We start from the raw sequence: 24,912 nt of genomic DNA on the forward strand, positions 1-24,912 counted from the left end.
CTTTTTCTTTTTCAAGGAAGCGTTCTTTGCGATCGAGGAGACTCAGCGAAAGCCCGTTGGAAAGGGTATTTAATTTTCTTCAGTGCCTGCTATATGTCATCTTGAAAAGAAAATATATCGCGTTAGAGTTAGGGAAAACTTTGTATCAACTACGAAATTTTAAATGGAACAAAATTTGTAGAAAGAGTATTTTTATAATTAGTCTATTAATAAAAAACTAGTTTTTTCCATCAATATAACAATATCTTATACCTTACTGCATATACTCTTAAAAATGAGCAAACTTTACCCAACATACACGGTAAATAATTTCCCTCAGATTTTGTATTACATTGTAATGTCTAAGCTTAGCAGACTCAACGAGTGAGAAAGGAAAAGGACTACATCTGAATTTTAACCCTATTTAGAAAGGAAAGTGATTCATGACCCGTGCGGTTATAAGCGACTATGATTTGTATTTATTTCATGAAGGTAATCATTTTTTTAGTTATAACATACTTGGTTCCCATCTAGTTAAAGAAAATCATGTAGATGGAGTTCGATTTGTTGTTTGGGCTCCCAATGCAAACGATGTTCAGGTGGTGGGAAATTTCAATAATTGGAATGGCAATGAACATAAAATGAATAAGTTTTCTACAAATGGGATTTGGTCATTGTTCATTCCAAATTTAACCGTAGGAGAAGTTTACAAATATAAATTGTTTAAAAAAAATGGGACCTCATTTTTAAAAGCAGATCCATACGCTCGCTATGCAGAACTTAGACCTAATACCGCTTCTATTGTCTATTCTATGAAAAAATTTCAATGGAATGACGACGAATGGTACGTATCAAAGCAAAATAAAAATAGTTTAAATCAACCAATTAACATTTATGAGATGCACTTTGGTTCATGGAAGAAAAAGGATGGGGAATTTTTTACTTATCGAGAATTAGCGGATGAATTAATTGATTATGTGCTTAATTTAGGCTTTACACATATTGAAATATTACCAATAATGGAACATCCATATGACAGATCATGGGGTTACCAAATTACTGGTTTATATGCTGTGACAAGTCGTTATGGAGAACCCGAGGACTTTAAGTACTTTGTCGAACAGTGTCATCAAAAAGGGATAGGTGTATTGTTAGATTGGATTCCAGCTCACTTTGCCAAAGATGCCCATGGGTTAAGACAATTTGATGGAACGAGCCTATATGAATATGATGATCCTAATCGATCCGAATCAGAATGGGGCTCACTTTGCTTTGATTTAGGAAGCAATGAAGTAACTAGTTTTCTCATATCCAATGCAATGTACTGGTTAGATGAATTTCATATTGATGGTCTAAGAGTTGATGCAGTTTCAAGTATTCTCTATCTTGATTTTGGTAAAGAGGAAGGCACTTGGACTCCTAATAAATATGGAGGAAGAGAAAATTTAGATGCTATCCATTTCTTGAAAAAATTAAATGAAGTGATGTTCGAACATCACCCAGAAGTATTAATGATTGCAGAAGAATCTACAGCATGGCCACAAGTAACTGCTCCTACTTATTTAAATGGACTCGGTTTTAATTTGAAATGGAATATGGGTTGGATGAATGATGTTTTGAAATACATGGAAATCGATCCAATTCACCGAAAATACCATCACCATTTATTAACATTTTCCTTTTTTTACGCATTTAGTGAAAATTTTATATTAGCTCTATCACATGATGAAGTTGTTCACGGTAAAAAATCTTTACTCAACAAGATGCCTGGTGATTATTGGCAAAAGTTTGCCAACTTACGAGTGTTGTTTGGGTACATGTACACACATCCTGGGAAAAAAACACTATTCATGGGGGCTGAGCTCGCTCAATTTGATGAGTGGAAAGATGAGGAACAACTTGATTGGAATCTATTAGATTTTGATATGCATAAAAACCTTTCAAACTATGTAAAGCAACTAAATTTGCTTTATAAACAAGAACCTAGCTTATGGGAATTGGATTCAAGTTCAAATGGATTTTCCTGGATAGATCCTAGTAATCATGATCAAAGTATTATCACCTTTCTAAGAAAGAATGAAGAAGAACATGTAGTCATTGTTTGTAATTTTACACCGATGACTTATTCTAATTACCGAATCGGTGTACCGCAATATTCTTCTTATAGAGAAATAATAAACAGCGATAATCGCCAATTCGGCGGGTCGGGAATAGGAAACGATATTGTTTTTGCTAGTAATCATTCTTGGCATAACCAACCTTATCATGTAGAAATCAATGTTCCACCATTAGCTATGGTAATTTTGAAAGAGAAAGAACAGTTAACAAAGGGGGGGCGTAATGAATCGTAAAGAAATGGTCGCGATGTTATTAGCTGGTGGGGAAGGAAGTCGTTTAGGGAACTTAACAAAATGGATTGCTAAACCAGCTGTACCTTTCGGTGGCAAGTATCGTATTATCGATTTTACTTTGAGTAATTGCAGCAATTCTGGAATTGATACTGTTGGAGTTCTAACACAGTATCAGCCACTAATCCTTCATTCCTATTTAGGTGTTGGTACTCCTTGGGATTTAAATAGAAAGCGTGGAGGGTTAAAAATATTGCCACCGTTCGTACAAAAGGAAGGTGGTCGCTGGTATAAGGGAACAGCTAATGCGATATATGAAAATATTACATTTATTGAACAATATGATCCTGAATACGTATTAATTATTTCTGGTGATCACATATACAAAATGGATTATACAAAAATGTTGGATTCACATAAAAAAAACAATGCGGATGTTACCATATCTGTAACTCCGGTTCCATGGGAGGAAACGAGTCGGTTTGGGATTATGAACACGGATGAAAATCTGAAGATACAAGAATTTGAAGAAAAACCTACCAATCCTAAGAGTAACCTTGCTTCTATGGGAGTGTATATATTTAATTGGCACACGTTAAAACGGTACCTTCTTGATAATGAAAAGAAAACCTTAAGTAATGATTTTGGCAAAGATATTATACCAGCCATGTTAAAAGATCATTGTTCACTCCAAGCTTATCCTTTTGAGGGCTACTGGAAAGACGTAGGTACGATTGATAGTCTATGGCAAGCGAATCTAGACTTATTAGATGATGTTGGGTTGAATCTTCATGAGTGTAATTGGCGGATTCGTTCTGTTGAACCTAACATGCCTCCTCAATATATTGGTTCAGATGCAATAGTAAGAAATTCTATGGTCGGTGAAGGTTCCACAGTTATGGGTGAAATTAACCATTCAATTTTATTTTACGATGTTCAAGTTAATAGTGGGAGTTTAGTAGAAGATGCCATTGTTATGCCGCATACCAAAATAGGGAAAAATACAACCATAAGAAGGTGTATTATCGGTGAAGGAATGATTATCCCCGATGGTGTAACTATTGGCAACAAAGAAGGGCCCATCCAACTAATTGACCAATCTACCAATCCAGAACAAGCCTATAATAGTTCTGCTAACTAAGGGAGTGAGTTAAATATATGAACAATGTACTCGGTATCTTACATGTAGATGAAAAAACACAAGGTTTACATCCTTTAACAAAACACCGCTGTACTGCCAGTGTACCATTTGCAAGTAGGTATAGAATGATAGATTTTATGCTTTCTAGTATGGTGAATTCTAACATACAGAATATAGCTGTGTTCACAACATTAAATAACCGTTCACTTCTAGACCATTTAGGTGACGGTAAAGATTGGGATCTTGATCGCAAACAAGATGGCTTGTTTACATTTTCAACAAACCATTTTAAAGAGTCGTCTAATCTTAAAGCACTTCAATCAGCAATAGACTATCTAGAGAAAAGTAGTCAAGAATATGTACTCATTTGTTTGTCCAACTTGGTTACAAATATTGACTTTCGACCGTTATACAACCAACACGTTAAATCTGATGCAGATGTGACAGTAATGTGCACTGCAAAAGAACATAATGATACACTTTTCACAAATATAGAAATGGATGATTTTCAAAATATTATGGATATTGATCGAAAACAATCCAATATGGGTTCACTTGATATTTATATGATTAGCAAGTCAAAGTTAATTGATTTAATCAGTACGCATGCTTTCAAATACCGTTATATACAAGATGTCATACGACATAACATGAATAAGAATATAAAGGTAAAGGGTTTTAAATATGAAGGATATGTAACTAAAATTAATACAATTAAACGATATTATGATAGCAGTATAGATTTATTAGATCCAACTAAATTCAAACAATTATTTAAAGATAATAATGAAATTTATACAAAATTAAAAGATGAACCACCGACAACATTTCATAATACATCTAGTATTAAAAACTCATTAATTGCCAATGGTTGTATCGTGGAAGGACATGTGGAAAATAGCATCTTGTTTAGAGGTGTTCATGTGAACAAAGGGGCAGTAATCAAAAATAGCATTGTGATGCAAAAGTGTATGATAGGTGAATACGCTCAACTGGATCGAATGATATTGGATAAAGAAGTTAATGTATTACCTAACGATAGGTTTTTAGGTACGGAAAAGAAGCCAAGAGTGGTTCCAAAGAAAAAAACGATAGGGACTTTTGTTATATGAATATTGTATTTATTGCATCTGAAGGGGTGCCGTTCGTCAAAACTGGTGGTTTAGCCGATGTTATTGGTTCGCTGCCGCATGCACTAGCAGATGAAGGCAATCGAATACAAGTTTTCCTCCCAAAACATAAGACCATACCTGAACAATATAAACGAGCTATGAAAACCGTCTATCGGGGTGAAATAACACTGGGGTGGAGAAAACAGTATTGTGGCGTAGAGGCTCTTAGACATGATGGGATTAATTACTATTTTATTGACAATGAATTCTATTTTGGAAGGGATAATATTTACGGATATTCTGATGATCCAGATGAAGCAGAACGATATGTGTTTTTCTCAAAAGCTGTATTAGAGATGCTTCCACACTTACTAGCAAAGCCAGATATTCTTCACTTACATGATTGGCAAACATCTATCATTCCAATATTCCTTCAAACCCACTACAAACAGAATGCTTACTACCAAGCGATAAAGACTATTTTTACTATCCATAATCTTAAATATCAAGGACAATTTTCAAGAGATTTACTAGGAGACATTATTGAAATTAGCAGCAACGAGTTTTATCAAAATGGATTAGAATATTATGGACATATAAATCTAATGAAAGGTGCCATTAATAATGCAGATTTGATTACAACAGTGAGTCAAACTTATGCTGAAGAAATTCAGTATGCTTTTTTTGGTGAAGGATTAGATGGACTGCTCCGAAAAAGGTGTGATAGTTTACATGGAATTATGAATGGAATTAGTAACACGATATACAATCCAGAAAAAGATAGTTCGCTTGATTTTTGCTATCGAGATAATCAAGGTAAATTACTTAATAAAAAAGCCCTTCAAGAACGACTAGGATTAGGGGTTGAGGATATGCCTATTTTAGCCATGGTCACGAGATTAGTTGAACAAAAAGGATTAGATTTAGTAATACATGTGGTTGAACAAATAATGGAAGAAGACGATATTCAAATGATTATCTTAGGAACTGGTGAGCAACCATACGCTAACAAGCTTACAGAGATTGCAAATAAATATCCTCATAAGTTTGTATTTAAAAATTTATTTGATGAAGGGTTATCAAGAAAAGTTTATGCGGGTGCGGATTGTTTGTTAATGCCTTCTTTATTTGAGCCATGTGGATTAAGCCAATTAATTGCATTACGATACGGAACAGTACCAATTGTAAGAGAAACCGGAGGATTAAAAGACACAATCCATTCTTATAATGAATTTAGTGGAGAAGGGAATGGATTTAGTTTTACTAATTATAATGCAGATGACATGTTGTACACCATTAGAAGAGCAATATATTTTTATAAGAATAAACAGAAATGGAATGAAATTATAAATAATGGTAGAATGCAAGATTTTAGTTGGAAACAGTCTGCAGTAAAATATGATGAACTATACCAACTACTTAAAACAGAGGATGGTGACGTAGATGTTTTCTAACAAGGAATCTTTTAAAATAGCTTTTATGGATCGTCTGGTTTCGATTCATGGTAAAGATGTTGGAGCGACAACAATTGCTGATCAATACTACACACTTGGAACGATGGTTCGTGAATATGCAAGTTCCAATTGGGTGAAGACAAATGATGTGTACAAAAACGCTAAAACCAAACAAGTGTACTATTTATCGATGGAATTTTTATTAGGAAAGTTATTAAAAAATTACTTATATAATCTTGATATTTATCAGATTAGTAAAGATGGTCTAAAAGAACTTGGTATTGACATAGAAGTACTTATGGAAGAGGAACCAGACGCTGGGTTAGGTAACGGAGGTCTAGGGAGACTTGCTGCTGATTTTATGGACTCGTTTGCTTCATTAAATTTACCTGGACATGGTTGTGGGATTCGCTATAAATATGGCTTGTTCGAACAAAAAATCATTGATGGCTATCAAGTTGAAGTGCCAGACTACTGGTTAAAAGAAGGAAATGTTTGGGAAGTTCGGAAGTCAGACAAAGCTTTCGAAGTAAGATTCGGAGGTAAAGTGATTACAAACACACAAAACCGCGAATTAACTTTTGAGCATATTGATTACGAACCAGTATTAGCAGTACCTTATGATATGCCAATGGTAGGTTATAAGAATGATACAGTTAATACCTTAAGACTTTGGGGTGCAGAATCGAAAATGAAACACGTAGATCCTGCTGATTTATCTGGTCAAAGCTACTACAAGGTCATTGAATATAAAAGAAGAACCGAAGCAATTGAAGAATTTTTATATCCTGATGATTCCACTGAAGAAGGTAAAGTTCTTCGGTTAAAGCAACAATACTTTCTCGTATCAGCTAGCTTACAAAGTATATTAGAAAGATTTAAACGAATTAATGATAATTTAATCGATTTGCCAGATAAAATTGCAATTCATACGAATGATACGCATCCTGTTCTAGCTATTCCGGAACTTATGCGTCTTTTAATTGATAACGAAGGATTAGGGTGGGAGCAGGCTTGGGCGATTACTACAAAAACCATTTCTTATACTAACCACACGATTTTATCAGAAGCTTTAGAAACATGGCCGATAAACTTATTCCAATCACTTCTTCCTCGAATTTTTATGATAATAGAAGAGATAAATGAACGGTTTTGCACAAAGTTGTGGGATACGTACCCTGGTGATTGGGATAAAATAGCGAAATTGGCTATCTTATCTGATGATCAAGTAAAAATGGCAAACTTAGCAGTAATTGGAAGCCACAGTGTTAATGGAGTTTCAAAGCTACATAGTCATATTTTGAAAAACCAATTAATGAAAGATTATAAAAAGTTAATGCCAAATAAATTCAATAATAAAACAAACGGTATCTCTCATAGAAGGTGGCTATTGGTAGCAAATCCAGGCTTGGCAGACATCATTAATGATGCGATTGGACGCACCTGGATAGAAAATCCTAAAGAATTACAAGAATTAAAAAAATATTCGAATGATCAAGCATTTCAACAAGAGCTTCAAAATGTTAAAAACCGAAATAAAAAAGATTTAGCAAACTGGATTTACAAGCAAGAAGGTTTAGTTATTGACCCATCCTCGATATTCGACGTTCATATTAAACGCATGCACGCATATAAGCGTCAATTATTAAATTTATTTCACATTATTGATCTCTATCGAAGGTTAAAAGAAAACCCAAATTTAGGCCTAACTCCCAGAACATTTATTTTCGGGGGTAAAGCTGCGCCCAGTTATTATCTAGCAAAAAATGTTGTTAAGTTAATTAACGCTCTTGCAAAAGTTATAAATCAAGATAAAACAATTAAGAACAAAATAAAAATTGTTTTTATAAAAAACTATGGTGTCTCTGATGCAGAACGAATAATTCCTGCTACCGATGTAAGTGAACAAATTTCAACTGCAAGTAAGGAAGCATCAGGAACAGGGAATATGAAGTTTATGATGAACGGAGCCATGACAATTGGTACGATGGACGGTGCAAATATTGAAATGGGTGAAGCGGTTGGACTTGAAAACATGTTTTTATTTGGATTAAAGCCTGAAGAAGTACTTGGTTTTTATAAACGTGGGGATTATGACGTTAGAGAGATTTACAATCAAGATCCAAGGTTAAAGTTTATACTCGAACAATTAATTAGTGGTCCTTTAGGTAGAGAAGATGCAGATTTTAAATCGATTTATTATAGCTTGCTTCATAATGATGAATACTTTGTCTTAAAAGATTTCGCTTCTTATGTTAAAGCACAAAATAAAATCTCATTTGCATATTCCAATCAACAAGAGTGGTTATCAAAGTCGATATTAAATATCGCAAACTCGGGTGAATTTTCAAGTGATCGTACGATACAGGAATACTCGAAAGATATTTGGAACATCTAAGTTGTTTTTATTACAGATAGTTAACGAGGTGGCTTTTTATGTCAATATTTCACAACTCTCATGACTTAAGTTATAGAAATCCGTTCGGAGCAGTTATAACAAATACGGTAATAACCATCCATTTGGATTCTTCTTTAGACAATATAGATCAAGCTTATTTTTGTTGGAGGAAAGAAGGTTTAGAGGTTTGCGATCGAATTACAATGGAAGTTGTTGAACTAAATCAAGATATAACGAGGTTTGCCGCCAGATATCAAGCACCAGATTATGTTGGATTAGTATGGTATTATTTTATGATAGAACATGACGGAATGACGACTTGTTATGGAAATAATAAACAATGTTATGGAGGAGAAGGCGAGGAAAACAATCATCCAACTCCTTACCAAATTACAGTATATAACCAAGAATACGCTCCTCCAGCCTGGTTACAAGGAAAAGTCATTTATCAAATCTTTGTTGATCGTTTTTATAATGGAAACAACAATGGAACGATCGTTCATCCAAAAAAAAATAGTGTATTACACTCACATTGGGATAATGACCCTGTATATATACGAGGAGAAAACGGAGAGATTTTAACGTGGGATTTCTTTGGTGGAAATTTATTAGGAATAATCAAGAAACTTCCTTATTTATCAAAGCTGGGTATAGACATCATTTATCTAAATCCAATCTTTGAAGCTCCCAGCAATCATAAATATGATACAGGAGATTATCATCAAATTGATGAAATGTTTGGTACAACGAAAACATTCGAGTGTTTATTTCATGAAGCTAAAAAATATAATATCTGGATTATACTGGATGGAGTATTTAGTCATACCGGGAGCGATAGCAAATACTTTAATAAAGATGGAAACTATCCAACCTTGGGAGCTTATCAATCTACTGATTCTCCCTTTTATTCATGGTATCGTTTTTCTCAACATCCTGATGAGTACGATTGTTGGTGGGGAATCGACACGCTGCCAAACGTAAATGAAATGGATGCCACTTTTATAGATTTTTTTATTGAAAATGAAGATAGTATAATAAATTATTGGCATCGTTTAGGTGTAAAAGGATGGCGGTTAGATGTAGCTGATGAGTTACCAGATGAGTTCATCAAAAAATTAAAAAAACAATTAAGGAAGAAAGATCCAGATGCCATTTTGATTGGAGAAGTATGGGAAGATGCATCAAATAAAATTAGTTATGATGAACGGAGAGAATACTTACTAGGTCAAGAATTGGATTCAGTTACGAATTACGTATTTAGAGATATCGCAATTGCATTTCTTTTAGGTGAAATCTCAGCCAGTGATGTTCACGTACGCTTAGTTAGTATGAACGAAAACTATCCAAAAGCGCACTTTTTTAGTTTGATGAATTTAATTGGAACACACGATACACCTAGAATCTTATCAATCTTAACTAATGTTAGTGAAGAAGGTACAAAAAATGAAAATGGAATCAACCGCTTAAAAGCACTTTCCGTTTGGCAACTACTTTTTCCAGGTGTTCCTTGTATCTATTATGGGGATGAAGCAGGAGTAGTTGGTATAGAAGAGCCTTTAAATCGACGCACATACCCTTGGGGAAAAGAAAATGATCAATTGCTTGATTGGTATAAAAAAATAATAAGTATTCAGAAGAAATATGATGTATTTCAAATAGGAGACTGGAATTCTTTTAATCACGGAAAACATGTGTATGGCTTTAAGAGAACAACGGAAACACAAATAGCGACAGTGTTGATAAGCAACAGTAGTGACAATCAACGCATTAGGTTATCAGAAAACAGTGAAAGTCTTGTCAATGTATTAACTGGTTGTAAATACAAATCAATTAATGGAGATGTTGCGATAACGATTCGAGCAAATGAAGTGTTAGTGTTAATAAGTTAGATTATTTCTTGTTAAATTGAAGAAAAAGATCCGAATAAATATTTCGGATCTTTTTCTGTGATATTGAAAATCAAACCAGATAATTTGTTATAATTAAAATAGTAAATTAATGGAATAGGAGGAAAATGATGAATAGTACATCTATTAAATTACATAATTTAGCGAAGTCATACAGAAAGCATGTTGCAGTTAATAACTTGAATGTTGAAGTAGAAAGAGGCGAACTTTTTGGTTTTCTTGGTCCAAATGGTGCTGGAAAAACAACTACGATAAAAATGCTAACAGGATTATTAGAACCAACAAATGGGGAAGCTCTTATTTATGGTATTGATATTTGGAAACATCCTATCGAAGCTAAAAAGAAAATTGCTTATGTCCCGGATCAACCTAACCTATATCCGAAATTAACAGGATGGGATTATCTTGAATTTATCGCTTCCGTTTTTCGGGTGCCAAATGAAAAATTCCAAACAAAAGCAAAAGAATTATTGGATATTTTTAATCTTACGGAACAAGCTCATGATCTAATTGAGAGCTATTCGCATGGAATGAAACAAAAAATTGCTATATGTGGAGCACTTGTCCATGAGCCGGATGTGTTGTTTCTTGATGAACCTACAGTTGGTCTCGATCCTAAAAGTGCGCGAAACTTAAAAAATCTATTACGAAATCTTTGTGACAATGGCATGACGGCATTTGTATCTACACATATTCTCGAGATTGCGGAACAAATGTGCGATAGAGTTGGAATCATCCTCGACGGAAATATTATTGCACTTGGTTCCATGGAAGAATTAAAAAGTCAAAGTCAAAAAGCCGATCAAAGCTTAGAAGATATATTTCTCGAATTAACCGGTGGAGAAGAACAGAAAGCCTTAATTAGTGAGATTTCTAGTAACGGTGACACCAAATGATGAAAGTGCTTTTACACAATCAGTGGAAAATACTCGTAAATACGGTTCGTTCACAACCAAAGAAAAACTATATTAGTTATTTAGTAATGCTTGGAGTAATTACTGTACTATTATATTTTGTTTCAAAAGGTGTCTTGGAAATTGGGGAATCCATATCTGAAAATGTTATGTCTGGATTATTATCCTATGGCTTTTTGATGGTAATTGGTTTCATTATCTTATTAGGATTACCGCAAATATTTAAACATTTATTTGCTGCGACAGACTTGAATTTATTATTTACGATGCCAATTCCAACTAAAAATATTTTTTGGATAAAATACTTACAAAGTTTTATTGGTACACCGTTGATGGTCTTTCTATTATTCATTGTTCCAATTTATTTATACGGAATAATAATCGAAGCAAATTTATTGTATTATCCAGTTGTTTTTCTAGTTTTAACCTCCATTACCGTTATTGGCCAGTCCTTAGCATACTTATTCAATTTAATCCTTGTTCAGGTTGTTCCTGCAAGTAGAGCGAATGAGTTTATGACCGTAATGAGTGTATTATCAGGAATTCTAGTATATTTAATGTTTATGATTCCAAATTTAACAAGTGAGTTACCTTTAACTGAAAGGCTTTTAGCCGGATTACCTTTATTTCCTAAGTGGGTACCAGTTACATGGGGAAGTAATGCAATCTTAGCAGCAAAGGATGGTTCAATCGATTTGATTGTGCCGTTAGTAATGATTCTCCTATTGGCTAGTTTATTTATATTAGTATCGTTAATTCTTGTGGACAAAGGATTTAGAACAGGGTGGATTCGATTAAGTGAGAGTGGTGGGAAAAAGAAAAAGAAAAAATCTAATCTTGATAAATCAAAGGTATTCATCCATCATCCCATTATTGCAATTGGAAAAAAGGAATGGTATTCAATTAAACGTGATATCCGAGAATGGCTGGTTTTCATGCCAATTATTTTCTTTTTTGTATTTGGTTTTATTGGATTTTTGTCTGGTGGGGCAAATATTAGTGACATACAAGGACCGAATGAAATAACCTGGCCGATTGCACAAGGGATATTTTTGTTTATTTATGCCATGTTTAATGGTCAAATAGCAAGTACTGCAATAGCAAGAGAAGCAAGATCATATTGGATATTACAAGTATTACCATTATCAGGGAAAGATATTTCATTTGGAAAACTATGGATTAGCTGGTTAATTCCATTTGTAATTTTAACAGTTATCGAAATAATAATTGGTACATTACTAGGTTGGAGTTTAATCCAATTTGTTAGTGGGATAGCTTTAAAAGGCGTTATTACAGTTGGTATTAGTGGCATTGGATTATGGTTAGGAACAATTGGAGCAAAATATAATCCAGCCAACCCACAAAACAGACTGAGATTTAGCATATCTATTATTTTGTTGATTTCCTCTTATATTTATCTAATATTAGCGTTAATTCCTTATATATTATTAATGATACCTGTTACTACCATTGATTTTATACAAGAAGTCGGTAACGAAGCTACTGGATTTATCGGTTTTGTAGCGAACATTATTTTTACTGTACTAACTTGGAAAGCGGAACAACCGTTATTGGTTGGGGCGATAGGTATAGTAATTATGTTGTTCATTTCATTAGGTGTATCCTATATTTTTACCTTGGCTAGCGCTAGAAAAATTGATAAAGGAATAGAAATAGAGATTGTTAGAGATACAAATTCCAAATCACTCTTCAATAAAAAAACTGGGGTGTTTAATAAATAATTATCGAAAAAATAGAAGGCAGGAACTATTGCCTTCTATTTTTTTGGAGCACGAGGAAATGGTCATAACAAAGTGGAGAACTAATTCATCTTCACCTATCTCAAATACCATTAATTGAACTACTTTGAACCCTTCAAACGAGATACAAGTGTGCCGTGCAAATAGCTTCTTTTAACTCTAGTCTGCTTAAAAGTGCTACGGGTGCATCCAATTAAAAGTTCATTAATTGTTCATAGAAGTCCATTTACAATACAAACCCTCTCCTAGATAATAAAATTATAGTAAAATATGTATATTAGTCGAATAGGAGGGTATAAATTTGAAACTATTAATCATCTATTGTACTTCTCACGGAACAACAGAAAAAGCTGCTAAACAGCTTAGCTATCTTTTAAAAGGTAATATAACATTAGTAGACTTAAAGAAAAACAGTGATGTAGATGTAAATGAATACGATGCAATCATAATCGGTGGTTCTATTTATATGGGCAAAATACAAAAGCAAATTAGAAATTTTATAAGCTATTTTTCAAATCAATTAATGACAAAACAATTAGGGTTATTTATATGTTGTATACAAGATGGTGAGGCTGCTATAGAACAATTTAACAACGGATTCCCAATTGAGTTGCGAAGAAAAGCCATAGCAAATGGATTTTTTGGCGGAGAGCTAACTGTAAGTGATATGAGTTTTATGGAAAAAAGAATTATAAAAATGGTAAATGGAAAACTAGAAGATGTATCAACTTATAATAAGAAGAGAATATACCAATTCGTTGATGCGTTTAATGAATTATCAGAAGTGACTAAATAGAATAAAAAACTTCCTTATAAGGAAGTTTTTTATTTTCAATTGTTTCTTCAATAAATAAATCCGCTATTAACCATGTTTATTAAAACTACACAATAATATATATAGAATAATAGATTAACTAATAAGCTCTTTAAGTTCAAAAGGATACTGACTTTTCTTTTTGAACTATTCTTCGTTTGAATATTAAAAAAGCAAGCAATTTTTAATATACTATAACAAAAGGAAGTGATTTTATTAAGGAAAGAAATACACTTAGATTATCTCTTCAACGCTTAATTATTATTGGTGAATCCAAAAAAGAAATAACATTAGCTAACTATATTAAATTGCTGAAAATCTTTTGTTTTATTGAATTGATTGAGAAATAAATAATAAAATAGTAGTAATATATCTTTATTTCAATTATTATTAATCTTACCAAATACTAGAATATCAACATTAGGAAAAATTGTGACTAGGAGAAACAGACATGGAATTTATATTACTTTTGAAAGCGGTCATCTTGGGAATGGTAGAAGGGTTGACAGAATTTGCACCAGTGTCATCAACTGGGCATATGATTATTGTTGATGATATGTGGCTCCAATCTGAGGTGTTTCTTACTAAGTACGTGGCGAACACATTTAAAGTAGTCATTCAACTCGGATCCATTTTAGCAGTTGTAATTATCTTTAGAAATCGTTTTATTGAGATGTTAAAAATAAAAACAACTACTACTAATGAAAATCAAACTAGACTAAAATTGTCGCAAGTAATAGTTGGACTAATTCCAGCTGGAGTTTTAGGCCTATTATTTGAAGACTATATTGATGAATATTTATTTTCTATTCATTCAGTTCTTACTGGGCTGTTAGCTGGAGCAGTACTGATGATTATTGCGGATGTAATTAGTAAAAAAAGAAAAGCTATAACTATAGAAACAGTCGATCAAATCACTTATAAACAAGCATTTATTGTCGGACTAATTCAATGTTTTTCACTTTGGCCGGGTTTTTCAAGATCTGGATCCACCATTTCGGGCGGAGTTATGTTGGGCTTGAGTCATCGAGCTGCTGCCGATTTCACTTTCATTATGGCTGTTCCAATCATGTTAGGAGCTAGTTTCTTGTCACTAGTAAAGAACTTGGAATATTTCTCTTTCGAAATGTTGCCATTTTTTATCGTAGGTTTTGTTAGTGCTTTTCTATTTGCTTTATTATCTATTCAATTTTTTCTAAAATTAATTAACAAAATTAAGTTGGTACCTTTTGCAATCTATCGAATTGTCCTAGTAGCTGTCATTTATATCGTTTATTTTTGATTTTGATGGACTTACTAATAACAGGTAATCCTAAAAGTATATGTATAGGTTAAAGGTCATAGCATAACTGCTATGACCTTTTATGTATCTTAAAATGTTTCAGGTTTGGGTAGAATAATGATTAAACTAGCTATACGGAGGTAAGACATTATATGCCTGAATTACCAGAAATGGAAAATTATAAGCACTTGTTAAATAATAAGATAAAAAACAAAATAATATCGAACGTAGTAATTAATCGCAACAAGTCAATCAATAACTCTGTTGACTCATTTGTTAATATGGTGAAGGGAAAGCAGATTATTGATATTAAAAGAAGAGCTAAACATTTACTTTTTTATCTGGAAAGTGGTGAAATATTATTACTCCACTTAATGCTTGGTGGATGGATGTTTTACGGTTTATCGAACGAGAAACCTGATCGCACCATTCAAATCCAATTGTCATTTCAAGAAAACCACCTTTATTTCATTGGTTTAAGACTTGGCTATCTTCATTTATTTACTCAAAATGAATTAGAAAAAGAACTTTTAGATCTTGGACCAGAACCGTTAGACAGTAGTTTTACAATCGATGCTTTTCAACAAATTATCTCGAACAAACGAGGGAGAATAAAAACAACTTTAATTGATCAAAAATTTTTAGCAGGTATTGGGAATCGTTATGCAGATGAAATCTGTTGGAAAGCTAAAATCAATCCATTAAAGAAGATGTCAGATATAACTGAGCATACAAGGAGTAATTTTTATCAATCTATTCAAAGTGTTCTTAAAGAAGCGATACATTCCGGTGGTTACATGGACAAACCATTGTTTAATGGAGATTTGAAAACTGGTGGATATAACAACTTTTTTAAAGTATATAATAAAGAAGGTGAAAATTGCTCTAGATGCACTTCAATTATTATAAAAGAAGAAGTTTCTTCGCGTAAAGTATTCTATTGTCCTAATTGTCAGCAGTAATTTGTAAATATTATATTATATGGCATGTATATCAATCCATTTCATATGTATGTAATAAGGAATGTGTTAACAAAATTGCTTTGGGTGAGAACATAACATCATTTTATATTTCCCCTAGACTATCTCAACTATTTTGATATTATTTGGTACTTTATAGTTTAAGTTATTTATATTTTTTTATAAAAGGTTTTAAGGCTCGAAAGTGATTTTTAAGGTTAAAAAATAAAGGGGGAGTAAGGAATGCAATCGGATGAAAGGAAAATCATGACACCAACTAAAGAGTCGGTAGACATCAATTACATTTCAATTCCAGTAACAAAAAGCATGGTTGATTTGGTCTTAAGACTTAAAAAGCCCAAACAATTAGAGGAATTAAGTACTTCTTTTCATGATGGCTATCTTGAACTATCTGGAATTGCAATAAAAAACCGCTTAAAGATTAAATTTAACATTAAACTTAAACCGATTAACACAAAAAATAGAAAAGTCTTTTTTGAGATATTAGAATTTAAACCAATGAATTTTGATTGGCTTAACAAAATGATATTTAATATTCCACCTATAATAACATACGAAGAAATGATTATCATAGACTTAAATGAAATCAGAAAAATTAAATCTATTCCATATGGAACTATTAACAAATTAGAAATTAAAGATAATTTAATATGGTGTCAAGTGAGTTTATGATTAAATGCACACTGATTAAGAGTAACTAATAAGATATTCTATGATTTAAAAGCTTAAATCAATATGATTTAGGCTTTTTTTGTACGCATTTTTGGTATGTCTTGAATACTATAAATGGTATCGAATGATAAAAGAAAATAATGGAGGTTCATTATGAATTTTGAAATTACAAGAGATTATATAGATGTTGGCAATTCCAGACCCGGTGTTAACCTTGGTGATGTAGAGTTTATTGTAAGCCATGACACTGGTAACCCTGGTTCTACAGCTTATGCTAATCGTAATTATTTTCAAAACACACAACCATTGGCATCTGCTCATACGTTTATTGATGATCAGTATATTCTAGAAATTATTCCACTTAGTGAAGTAGCCTATCATGTTCGCTCGAATGTACCTGAGGATAACAGACGTTTTGGTGTAGACGCAAATGATGCAGCAATTGGTGTAGAACTTGCCTATGGTGGCAATATTGATTTTTCGGGAGCTTATAAACGTTATGTCTGGTATCATGCTTATTTACTAGACAAATATGGACTTGATCCAAGTACAGATATTGTTGCCCATAGTACATTAGATCCTTCTCGTAGAACAGATCCTCAAAACGCACTGGAGCCTAACGGTATTTCGTGGGATGAATTTATTAACGATGTTAAGCAGGAATATCTTAGGGAATTTCAAGGTGAAGCAGGTGATGGAACAGAAGTGGGAGGAGAAGCTGTAGATTTACCCATAGGAATGGGGGATGAAGGTTCGTTTGTAAGGGAAATACAACAAAACTTAATGCGTGCAGGTGTATCTTTACCGAATTATGGAGCTGATGGTATATTTGGAGAAGAAACGGAAAGGGCTGTCATGCGTTTCCAAAGAAGTTATGGATTAGCAGTGGATGGACTGGTCGGTCCGAATACACTTGAGCAATTAAATCAAGTACTAAATGGTGGAAGCAATTTAAATGATTTTCCATTGCCATCAGGAATTTTCCAACAAGGGGATGAAGGTCCAGAAGTGAAACAAATACAACGAGCCCTTAGACATGTAAATTTTGACCCTAAAGGGATTGATGGAATTTATGGACCAAACACGGAAGATGCTGTTAGAAGATTTCAATCTATGTATAGTGCACTAGCTAATGATGGAATTTACGGACCCAATACGAGAAGATATTTGAACATGGAACTTGACAGTTAGAAGAAAGATAGCTGTTTTATAAGATTAATAACAATGTATTGGGCTAGGTAAATAAAGAAGTAGCTGTTAGGTTACCAGTTACTTCTTTATTCTTTATCTCACTGGTACATAACCTGTTTCATCAATAATTTGTTGCCCTTGCTCAGACAATATCCAAATAAGAAAGTTTTCTAAATGAGGGTTATCACTATTGGCAGTGATAGCATAAAAATTATCAACAATAGGATAGGTCTCATTCTGTATGTTATTTTTTGAGGGAATTATACCTTCAACCGCAATATGTTTTATCTTTCCGTTTTTCACCATGTCCTGTGAAAAGTGTCTAAATGAAAATCCAATCGCATTGCTTCTATTTTGAAAATTTGATGTTTCTTTTATTATACCTCCCATACCAGAAACAATCTCTTTTGAAGGCGGATCCATTAATGGAGTGTCGTTCATCACACTAATCAATGCCGTTTGACTCCCGCTGCCCTCAGGCCTTTGAAATGCTCGAATATCTTCATCATCACCGCCAAGCTGTTTCCAATTTTTTATTTCTCCTGAATAGATAGCTTGAATCTCTTTCATCGATAGTTCTTCTATCGGATTTTTTGTGTTAACAAAAAATACGAAAGCTTCCCTGCCAATGGGTGTTAATTCGAGCTGTACATTGTTATTTTCAGCATGTCTCATTTGTTGCTCAGATGGATGTGCCATAAATATCATATCAACAGTTCCATTAACTAGATTATTAAATGCATTACTCGTTTGGCTCGATACAACCTCACTGTCATCAAGTGGATATTCTTTTTCAGGATAAACAGCTTGTACAAAAGCAGAATAAACAGGGTATAAAGCTGTAGCACCATCAAGCAATGGTAGATTTTCCTCAATTGTAAAACTAGATTCTTCCTCTATATAAACAGCTTTTGTATCTTCTTTATAAGGCAGATACTCTTCTAAATCAAAATCCTGAGAACTCATAATTTCTAAACTATTTAGATAATATTGATAGCTTTCATAAAAGATTACAGATATAACAATGCAAGAAAAGAAGACAAGCATAGTTCTTTTAGCAATTCTCTTTTTCATTTGTTTGAAAATGCGCAACAGTGAAAACACATATAAACCAATTAAAGTTACTATAATAAGCGGTGTGTAAAATTCTGCCCCACCCATTATTGTAGAAAATATGATGATAACAAAACCACTAAATCCAAAAGCAATTGTGGTTCCAATTATAGCGAATATAGCTTCGATTTTTTTCATCGGTTCCTCCTATTGGTGATTTATATTCTTTTACAATAGCAATTAATGAAACAAAAATAAACGAATGCAATATATTACCATTTTACTAGATATACCAAAATAATCTATAAAAACTTTCCTATTTAATAATTTAGCAGAAATAAACTTATATTTAGAATTTATATAGCAAACAGGTTTGTTGACAAATAATTTTCATCCATGATACATTTATCTTGAATTAAAGATATTATTGTAATAATTATCCTTTTTAAAAAAGGGAAAGGTATAGTTAATCATAAAATTATTAAATGAACTATCATTGGAGGCGTGAAAATGAATGGATTAAAAGGAATACACCACGTTACAGCAATTACTAGTAGTGCTGAAAAGAACTATGAATTTTTCACTTATGTATTAGGTATGCGTTTAGTCAAAAAAACGGTAAATCAAGATGACATTCAAACATATCATCTTTTTTTTGCTGATGACACAGGTAGTCCAGGCACGGATATGACTTTTTTTGATTTTCCAGGTATTCCAAAAGGGATTCACGGTACGAATGAAATTTCAAAGACATCTTTTCGAGTACCTAGTGATGCAGCACTTGACTACTGGATAGAACGTTTTGATCGCCTTGAAGTAAAACATAAAGGGATTAAAGAGCAATTCGGTAAAAAAACAATTTCTTTTGTTGATTTTGATGATCAAAATTATCAATTAATCTCTGATGAAAATAATACTGGTGTTGAATCTGGTACTCCATGGCAAAATGGACCTGTACCACTTAAAAATGCAATCACTGGGTTAGGACCCATTTTTGTGCGAATAGCTGAATTTGACTATTTTAAAGAAGTAATGGAAAAAGTTCTTCTATTTAAAGAAATCGAAAAAGACGGGTCATTTCATTTATTTGAAGTAGGGGAAGGGGGAAATGGCGCACAAGTAATTGTAGAACATAACAAAATACTTCCTCAAGCACAGCAAGGCTTTGGGACGGTTCACCATGCTGCTTTTCGAGTAGATGATCGGGCTACACTAGATCAATGGGATGAATGGTACCGGAAATTTGGTTTTCAAACTTCTGGATTTGTTGAAAGATTTTTCTTCAAATCATTATACACAAGAGTTGCACCACAAATTTTATTTGAGCTTGCTACCGATGGTCCTGGATTTATGGGGGATGAATCTTATGAAACACTCGGAGAAAAATTATCTCTACCTCCATTTCTAGAGCCGAAACGTGAAGAAATTGAGAACTATGTACGACCGATTGATACAGTGCGAAGTACAATAGACTTTAAAAAGGAATAAGTTATTTTCTTTAATATCATGCTCCATTATACAAAAAAGACTAAGATTTTACATATCTTAGTCTTTTTTTAAATATATATATTCCTGTTAAAAAATACTTTGTGTTTTGATTCTAACATTATCAAAAATATTTTCCATTTCCTCTAAGAGGGTAAGATAAATCATTCCATTGCCCTCTATTTTCGGAGAGAAACCAAGTGGCACAGTTCTTTTAATAAGTTGAGCATACAACTCTGGTTCCGTTAAGATTCGATCAAAGTTGTTCGATGATATATTTTTAATCAAAGCTAGTGCTCCCGAAACATGAGGCGCAGCCATGGAAGTCCCGCTTAAGGTAGCGTAAGTACCATCTAAATAAGTTGAAGTGATTTTTTCACCTGGTGCAACTAAATCTAGTTGATTATTTGTATTGGAAAAATCAGAAGATCTTCTTTCTAGGTCAACTGCTCCAACACTAATTACTTCATTATAAGAACCTGGATAGGCAAATTCATCTGTAGAATGATCTCCATCCCCTTCATTTCCTGCAGCACATACGACAGGTATATTATGGTCAACAACAGCTTTTTGAATCACTTCATGTAGTTCTGGTATATCTGTTGGTCCACCTAATGACATAGAAATAACATCTACTTTTTGTTCAATTGCATAATTGATAGCATTGATTATCCAATCATATTGTCCGGAGCCGTCTTTGCCTAATACTTTTAGGATTATTAGGCTTGCTTCTGGTGCTACTCCCACAACACCTTTTTCATTTTGCGTGGCAGAAATTGTACCAGCAACATGTGTGCCATGGCCATTATAATCTTCAAATAACGCAGGATTACCATTATCATCGTTCGTGAAGTTTTTACCAGAAAGAATTCTACCTTGTAAGTCTGGGTGCTCCATGTCACATCCTGTATCTAGGATAGCAATGGTAATTCCCTCGCCCTTAGTTTGCCCCCAAATAGTCGGTGCTTGTATCATGGTCAGACCTTTAGGAACCTCAGAAACTTTTTCCTGCTGTTCTATTAATGTGTAGTGGATCAGATGAACTTTTTGATTCATTCTTATTCCTCCTAAATAATTAATGAAGTCAGCTCTAGTAATTATACTTAATGTTACCAACCTTAATTGGATCTTGAAAGATACAAACGTCACAGTTTTTGTAATATCAGTGAAAGTAATGGTATTTAAGAACTGTTTATAGAAAGAGAATCTATTTTAATAGAAGAAGGAAGATTGACTAAAAAACATAAAACCCAAAAGCTATGAAAAGCTTTTGGGTTTTATGTTAACGCATACCTATCATTATAGAATTATTTCTAAATGTCCGTTTAGTAGTGTAGGAGGAGTTTTTATGCTTTCCACTGGAAATATAAATGTCCACGGCATGCTAACTAACGGTTCAATAGAAATTGCTGGTGAAGTAAAGATATGTGTTGCCATTTCAGCTTTATTTTCTATATATCTTAATTGTTTATTGTAGAAGGAGAATGTTTGTTGCGTTGTATTATGAACAAGCACGGTAACAAGTAACTCTCCTTTATGGTTCTTTGCCTGAGATAAGCGGGTTAGTTGTATTGGTTCATCTTTCTGAAGTGTTGATTCTTTAAAAATACGGGTAATCCGTTTTCGATCTACTTCAGCGATTGTTTTATCCCATGCTTGTTCAAATCGAAGTTGTTGCATCTTTGTAAAACCTCATTTCTTATAATTTGATAACTCATTCTTAATTTAAAACTTTAAACATCGATAGCAAATGTTCTTGTTTATTTATTTTACCTATAAACTAAAATGTTCCAAGCTCTTATCTACAATATCCTGATTAATACCAATATATCTTAATGTTATGTCTGGAGCGGAATGGTTGAAGATATCTTGTAATAAGGCAACATTTTTATTAATCGTATAGTGCCAGAATCCAAATGTTTTTCTCATACTATGGGTTCCAAAGTCTTTAATTCCAACATTAGTTGCTGCTTGACTAAGCACTTTATATGCTTGAATCCTTTTAAGTGGTAAATCAGTTTTCTTAGAAGGGAATAAGTAATCACCATCACTCATGTCACTTGTGTACTCTAGTATTATATTTCTTAATTCAACATTAATAAGAAACCGCTTATTTTTTCTTGTTTTGGTCTCCTTCATAATGATATGAGTTTTCCCGCGCACATCTTGTACTCTTAGAGGGAGGAGGTCACTAATTCTTAGACCAGTATTAATTCCCATAACAAATAAAAAATAATTTCTGTTTGATGACCGGTATAACTCTTCTTTCATTGCCTCAATAAGGTATTTATCCCTTATAGGCTGCACCGTTTGCATTCCTTTACTTATTAGTGCATGGTAATCAGACTTTACTTGTTGAAGTCTTTTTGGGTCTCTGAGCTTCGATTTATTTAAATCATTTATCTTATTGTTCAGTTCGTATTCTCCATATTTTTTTATTAAGTACATATATTGTCCTTTTGTTAAACATACATGATCTGCATAGGTTTCTTTTTCCATAGGATAACCTCCAATAGTTAGATGAGCTCTCAGATGAATTTAACTAGTCATTATCGACCAATCACCTTACTAATTCTCTTCAAATGCGATTCTGCGAAAACAGAACAATTGTTCTGTTTTGTTGTGATGAGTTTGCATCCGATTTATTTTTATGTATTTTTTCCATATATTACATGAACGTAAAGATTCAATATGTATCATAACAATATTTGTTAATTAGTTAAATGCTAAGGTTTAGGTTGGTATCACTCGTTTTCATTGATTTTCATAATGAAACATAATATGTATTATGTTTCATTCAATATTATACCATATAAATATAATAAAAAATCATTACCTGGTCAGCTTTGCGAAGAAACCAGGCAATGATTAAAACTTTGTTATTTAAACGTATCATTAAACCTTTCCATATCAGGATTCTTTTTTAAGGACTTCACATGAAAAGGGTTGGTTGACGCTTTGGTTATATCTGATTGTATTCCTATCTCCTTACCAACAGGATCAGAAATGATTCCTTCTCTTTCTCCGTCAAAGTGGGGGTCTTGTTCTACATTAATTCTTCGTTTGGTCATCATAGTCACCTCCTAATCTTAGCATGCTTAATATGGGACTAAACATCCATAGATACGATAGAGGCGAGAAACTAAAACCTTGTATTGACCCTATAATAAATCTGGAACTTGAATCTTGACTTAATATTTTGAATTTATTGTGTATAGCAGATTGTATTGACATAGCCTATTTGCCTTTGCTAAATTTATCAAGTGAAGAAAAAAAGTGATTCACTATAGTGAATTGAAAAGGTTTCCTAAATAACTACTACATATGTTAAGGATTTTACATTTCTTAACTAATCAAGTATGGGTATAATTCGAGCGAAAACTCGTTCCTATATAGGAACGAGTTTTTTTTATGGAATCAATTGGTTTGTACGTTAGTTATAAGATGCAGTATTAACAAGCAATTTTTCATTATAAAGGAGGACAAAACAGATGAAAAATTCGATAGTCATTGTTGGTTCATTGATTGTTGCCTTTGCCTTTAATTTCTTTCTTGTTCCTTATGGTATTCTAAGTAGCGGAATGAGTGGAATTGCCATATTGCTTGGTTTATTAACACCGTTTGACATTGGCCTTTTGAATCTTATTCTTAATTTACCGCTAATTCTTTTAGGATATATGAAACTTGGCAAAGAAATAACAATTAATACGATTACATGTGTCGTATCGCTGTCTATATTTTTATATGCTTTACCTGTAGTGACGGTAGCAGACAACATTTTATTATCAACTATATTTGGAGGCGTGATTAGCGGCTTCGGTATTGGACTGATTTTAAAGTATTCCGGAACATCTGGCGGTCTGGATATTATAGCAATTATGATTTCGCGAACGAGTAATGTAAGTATCGGCTTTCTTCTTACATGCATGAATGGTATTATTGTGTTAATTTCTGGTGCTGTTTTTGATTGGAATATTGCTCTATATACAATGCTATCCATTTATTTAACAGGAAAAATGATTGATACAATTCACACAAGTCATATTAAATTAACGATGCAAATTGTTACATCAAAAGGTGATGATATACGAAAGGAACTGTTGGAATCCATCTACCGTGGTATAACTGTCATGGATGGATATGGTGGATACACGGAAGATAAAAAGCAGATTCTAATGATGGTAGTAACACGTTATGAAACGATACAAATTAAAGAAGTTGTTCGTAAGCATGATCAAAAAGCATTTATTAATATATATGAGACGGTAGAAGTTGATGGTGAATTTGCTAAAAACTAGCTGAGAAAGTTTATAACTAAAAAAATCGGTTTAATCGCTCTATCTTTAAAATAATGGAAGGTCGTTCTTTTTTTAATAAAAAAGAACGATTTTTTTTAGGAGATTTTGTAACATATATATATGA

At 33.0% G+C, this 24,912-nt stretch carries 20 protein-coding genes and 1 pseudogene; 16 read left to right on the forward strand and 5 right to left on the reverse strand.

Annotated features, from left to right (window positions below; genetic code table 11):
* Positions 1-422 precede the first annotated feature (422 nt).
* From glgB to QQS35_RS04145, 14 genes and pseudogenes are all read left to right on the forward strand, one after another.
* Positions 423-2,330 carry a 1,4-alpha-glucan branching protein GlgB gene (gene glgB / locus QQS35_RS04080; protein WP_285930563.1) on the forward strand — a complete coding sequence of 636 codons (1,908 nt, stop codon included), beginning with the start codon at positions 423-425 and terminating at the stop codon, positions 2,328-2,330.
* Positions 2,320-3,468, forward strand: coding sequence for a glucose-1-phosphate adenylyltransferase (locus QQS35_RS04085; protein ID WP_285930565.1), 1,149 nt, complete (start codon positions 2,320-2,322; stop codon positions 3,466-3,468). Before glgB ends, QQS35_RS04085 begins: the two co-directional genes overlap by 11 nt.
* A 17-nt stretch (positions 3,469-3,485) precedes the next feature.
* On the forward strand, positions 3,486-4,580 hold the full coding sequence (gene glgD, locus QQS35_RS04090; RefSeq protein ID WP_285930566.1) for a glucose-1-phosphate adenylyltransferase subunit GlgD: 1,095 nt from the start codon (positions 3,486-3,488) through the stop codon (positions 4,578-4,580).
* Complete coding sequence (gene glgA, locus QQS35_RS04095; RefSeq protein ID WP_285930567.1) at positions 4,577-6,034, forward strand: glycogen synthase GlgA; 1,458 nt, start codon at positions 4,577-4,579, stop codon at positions 6,032-6,034. Before glgD ends, glgA begins: the two co-directional genes overlap by 4 nt.
* A complete protein-coding gene (locus tag QQS35_RS04100) occupies positions 6,024-8,432 on the forward strand; it encodes a glycogen/starch/alpha-glucan phosphorylase (RefSeq protein ID WP_285930568.1) in 2,409 nt (802 codons plus the stop codon). Before glgA ends, QQS35_RS04100 begins: the two co-directional genes overlap by 11 nt.
* Positions 8,433-8,470: 38 nt before the next feature.
* A complete protein-coding gene (locus tag QQS35_RS04105; RefSeq protein WP_285930569.1) occupies positions 8,471-10,321 on the forward strand; it encodes a glycoside hydrolase family 13 protein in 1,851 nt (616 codons plus the stop codon).
* Positions 10,322-10,449: 128 nt separating this feature from the next.
* Positions 10,450-11,235: an ABC transporter ATP-binding protein gene (locus QQS35_RS04110; RefSeq protein WP_285930570.1), complete on the forward strand. Its 786-nt coding sequence runs from the start codon at positions 10,450-10,452 to the stop codon at positions 11,233-11,235.
* Positions 11,232-12,995, forward strand: a complete 1,764-nt coding sequence (locus QQS35_RS04115; protein ID WP_285930572.1) for a putative ABC transporter permease subunit — start codon at positions 11,232-11,234, stop codon at positions 12,993-12,995. The genes QQS35_RS04110 and QQS35_RS04115 overlap by 4 nt, the downstream gene beginning before the upstream one ends.
* Positions 12,996-13,314: 319 nt before the next feature.
* On the forward strand, positions 13,315-13,809 hold the full coding sequence (locus QQS35_RS04120; RefSeq protein ID WP_285930573.1) for a flavodoxin domain-containing protein: 495 nt from the start codon (positions 13,315-13,317) through the stop codon (positions 13,807-13,809).
* A gap of 469 nt (positions 13,810-14,278) precedes the next feature.
* Positions 14,279-15,109 (forward strand): undecaprenyl-diphosphate phosphatase, encoded by an 831-nt coding sequence (locus QQS35_RS04125; protein WP_285930574.1) that lies wholly within the window; start codon positions 14,279-14,281, stop codon positions 15,107-15,109.
* Positions 15,110-15,261: 152 nt separating this feature from the next.
* Positions 15,262-16,071 (forward strand): DNA-formamidopyrimidine glycosylase, encoded by an 810-nt coding sequence (gene mutM, locus QQS35_RS04130; protein WP_285930575.1) that lies wholly within the window; start codon positions 15,262-15,264, stop codon positions 16,069-16,071.
* A 240-nt stretch (positions 16,072-16,311) separates the two neighbouring features.
* Positions 16,312-16,761: a hypothetical protein gene (locus QQS35_RS04135; RefSeq protein WP_285930576.1), complete on the forward strand. Its 450-nt coding sequence runs from the start codon at positions 16,312-16,314 to the stop codon at positions 16,759-16,761.
* 150 nt (positions 16,762-16,911) lie between these two features.
* A pseudogene (locus QQS35_RS04140) lies at positions 16,912-17,430 on the forward strand (peptidoglycan recognition protein family protein); the annotation flags it as partial.
* A gap of 69 nt (positions 17,431-17,499) precedes the next feature.
* Positions 17,500-17,952 carry a peptidoglycan-binding domain-containing protein gene (locus QQS35_RS04145; RefSeq protein ID WP_285930892.1) on the forward strand — a complete coding sequence of 151 codons (453 nt, stop codon included), beginning with the start codon at positions 17,500-17,502 and terminating at the stop codon, positions 17,950-17,952.
* Between the two features lie 93 nt (positions 17,953-18,045).
* Here the strand turns inward: QQS35_RS04145 and QQS35_RS04150 are convergent, their stop codons facing one another.
* Positions 18,046-19,203 carry a PstS family phosphate ABC transporter substrate-binding protein gene (locus QQS35_RS04150; RefSeq protein ID WP_285930578.1) on the reverse strand — a complete coding sequence of 386 codons (1,158 nt, stop codon included), beginning with the start codon at positions 19,201-19,203 and terminating at the stop codon, positions 18,046-18,048.
* Between the two features lie 312 nt (positions 19,204-19,515).
* Between QQS35_RS04150 and QQS35_RS04155 the strand changes: the two genes are divergently transcribed.
* Positions 19,516-20,493 (forward strand): ring-cleaving dioxygenase, encoded by a 978-nt coding sequence (locus tag QQS35_RS04155; RefSeq protein ID WP_285930580.1) that lies wholly within the window; start codon positions 19,516-19,518, stop codon positions 20,491-20,493.
* A gap of 87 nt (positions 20,494-20,580) precedes the next feature.
* Here QQS35_RS04155 and QQS35_RS04160 read toward each other — a convergent pair whose 3' ends face one another.
* From QQS35_RS04160 to QQS35_RS04175, 4 genes are all read right to left on the reverse strand, one after another.
* Positions 20,581-21,546 carry a S8 family peptidase gene (locus QQS35_RS04160; RefSeq protein ID WP_285930581.1) on the reverse strand — a complete coding sequence of 322 codons (966 nt, stop codon included), beginning with the start codon at positions 21,544-21,546 and terminating at the stop codon, positions 20,581-20,583.
* 243 nt (positions 21,547-21,789) lie between these two features.
* Positions 21,790-22,170: an SLAP domain-containing protein gene (locus QQS35_RS04165; protein WP_285930583.1), complete on the reverse strand. Its 381-nt coding sequence runs from the start codon at positions 22,168-22,170 to the stop codon at positions 21,790-21,792.
* A 93-nt stretch (positions 22,171-22,263) separates the two neighbouring features.
* Positions 22,264-22,806, reverse strand: a complete 543-nt coding sequence (locus QQS35_RS04170; protein WP_285930894.1) for a site-specific integrase — start codon at positions 22,804-22,806, stop codon at positions 22,264-22,266.
* A gap of 563 nt (positions 22,807-23,369) precedes the next feature.
* Positions 23,370-23,561, reverse strand: a complete 192-nt coding sequence (locus tag QQS35_RS04175) for a hypothetical protein (RefSeq protein ID WP_285930584.1) — start codon at positions 23,559-23,561, stop codon at positions 23,370-23,372.
* A gap of 420 nt (positions 23,562-23,981) precedes the next feature.
* On the opposite strand from QQS35_RS04175, the gene QQS35_RS04180 reads away from it, so the two are divergent.
* Positions 23,982-24,788: a YitT family protein gene (locus QQS35_RS04180; protein ID WP_285930585.1), complete on the forward strand. Its 807-nt coding sequence runs from the start codon at positions 23,982-23,984 to the stop codon at positions 24,786-24,788.
* The last annotated feature ends 124 nt before the right edge of the window (positions 24,789-24,912 follow it).

The organism is Aquibacillus rhizosphaerae, from assembly GCF_030282825.1.
Taxonomy (GTDB): domain Bacteria; phylum Bacillota; class Bacilli; order Bacillales; family Amphibacillaceae; genus Aquibacillus_C; species Aquibacillus_C rhizosphaerae.

Excerpts from the sequence above, each read along its gene's own strand:
- glgB (WP_285930563.1), top strand. The coding sequence starts at position 423 with ATGACCCGTGCGGTTATAAGCGACTATGATTTGTATTTATTTCATGAA.
- QQS35_RS04085 (WP_285930565.1), top strand. The coding sequence starts at position 2,320 with ATGAATCGTAAAGAAATGGTCGCGATGTTATTAGCTGGTGGGGAAGGA.
- glgD (WP_285930566.1), top strand. The coding sequence starts at position 3,486 with ATGAACAATGTACTCGGTATCTTACATGTAGATGAAAAAACACAAGGT.
- glgA (WP_285930567.1), top strand. The coding sequence starts at position 4,577 with ATGAATATTGTATTTATTGCATCTGAAGGGGTGCCGTTCGTCAAAACT.
- QQS35_RS04100 (WP_285930568.1), top strand. The coding sequence starts at position 6,024 with ATGTTTTCTAACAAGGAATCTTTTAAAATAGCTTTTATGGATCGTCTG.
- QQS35_RS04105 (WP_285930569.1), top strand. The coding sequence starts at position 8,471 with ATGTCAATATTTCACAACTCTCATGACTTAAGTTATAGAAATCCGTTC.
- QQS35_RS04110 (WP_285930570.1), top strand. The coding sequence starts at position 10,450 with ATGAATAGTACATCTATTAAATTACATAATTTAGCGAAGTCATACAGA.
- QQS35_RS04115 (WP_285930572.1), top strand. The coding sequence starts at position 11,232 with ATGATGAAAGTGCTTTTACACAATCAGTGGAAAATACTCGTAAATACG.
- QQS35_RS04125 (WP_285930574.1), top strand. The coding sequence starts at position 14,279 with ATGGAATTTATATTACTTTTGAAAGCGGTCATCTTGGGAATGGTAGAA.
- mutM (WP_285930575.1), top strand. The coding sequence starts at position 15,262 with ATGCCTGAATTACCAGAAATGGAAAATTATAAGCACTTGTTAAATAAT.
- QQS35_RS04135 (WP_285930576.1), top strand. The coding sequence starts at position 16,312 with ATGCAATCGGATGAAAGGAAAATCATGACACCAACTAAAGAGTCGGTA.
- QQS35_RS04145 (WP_285930892.1), top strand. The coding sequence starts at position 17,500 with ATGGGGGATGAAGGTTCGTTTGTAAGGGAAATACAACAAAACTTAATG.
- QQS35_RS04150 (WP_285930578.1), bottom strand. The coding sequence starts at position 19,203 with ATGAAAAAAATCGAAGCTATATTCGCTATAATTGGAACCACAATTGCT.
- QQS35_RS04155 (WP_285930580.1), top strand. The coding sequence starts at position 19,516 with ATGAATGGATTAAAAGGAATACACCACGTTACAGCAATTACTAGTAGT.
- QQS35_RS04160 (WP_285930581.1), bottom strand. The coding sequence starts at position 21,546 with ATGAATCAAAAAGTTCATCTGATCCACTACACATTAATAGAACAGCAG.
- QQS35_RS04165 (WP_285930583.1), bottom strand. The coding sequence starts at position 22,170 with ATGCAACAACTTCGATTTGAACAAGCATGGGATAAAACAATCGCTGAA.
- QQS35_RS04170 (WP_285930894.1), bottom strand. The coding sequence starts at position 22,806 with ATGCAAACGGTGCAGCCTATAAGGGATAAATACCTTATTGAGGCAATG.
- QQS35_RS04175 (WP_285930584.1), bottom strand. The coding sequence starts at position 23,561 with ATGACCAAACGAAGAATTAATGTAGAACAAGACCCCCACTTTGACGGA.
- QQS35_RS04180 (WP_285930585.1), top strand. The coding sequence starts at position 23,982 with ATGAAAAATTCGATAGTCATTGTTGGTTCATTGATTGTTGCCTTTGCC.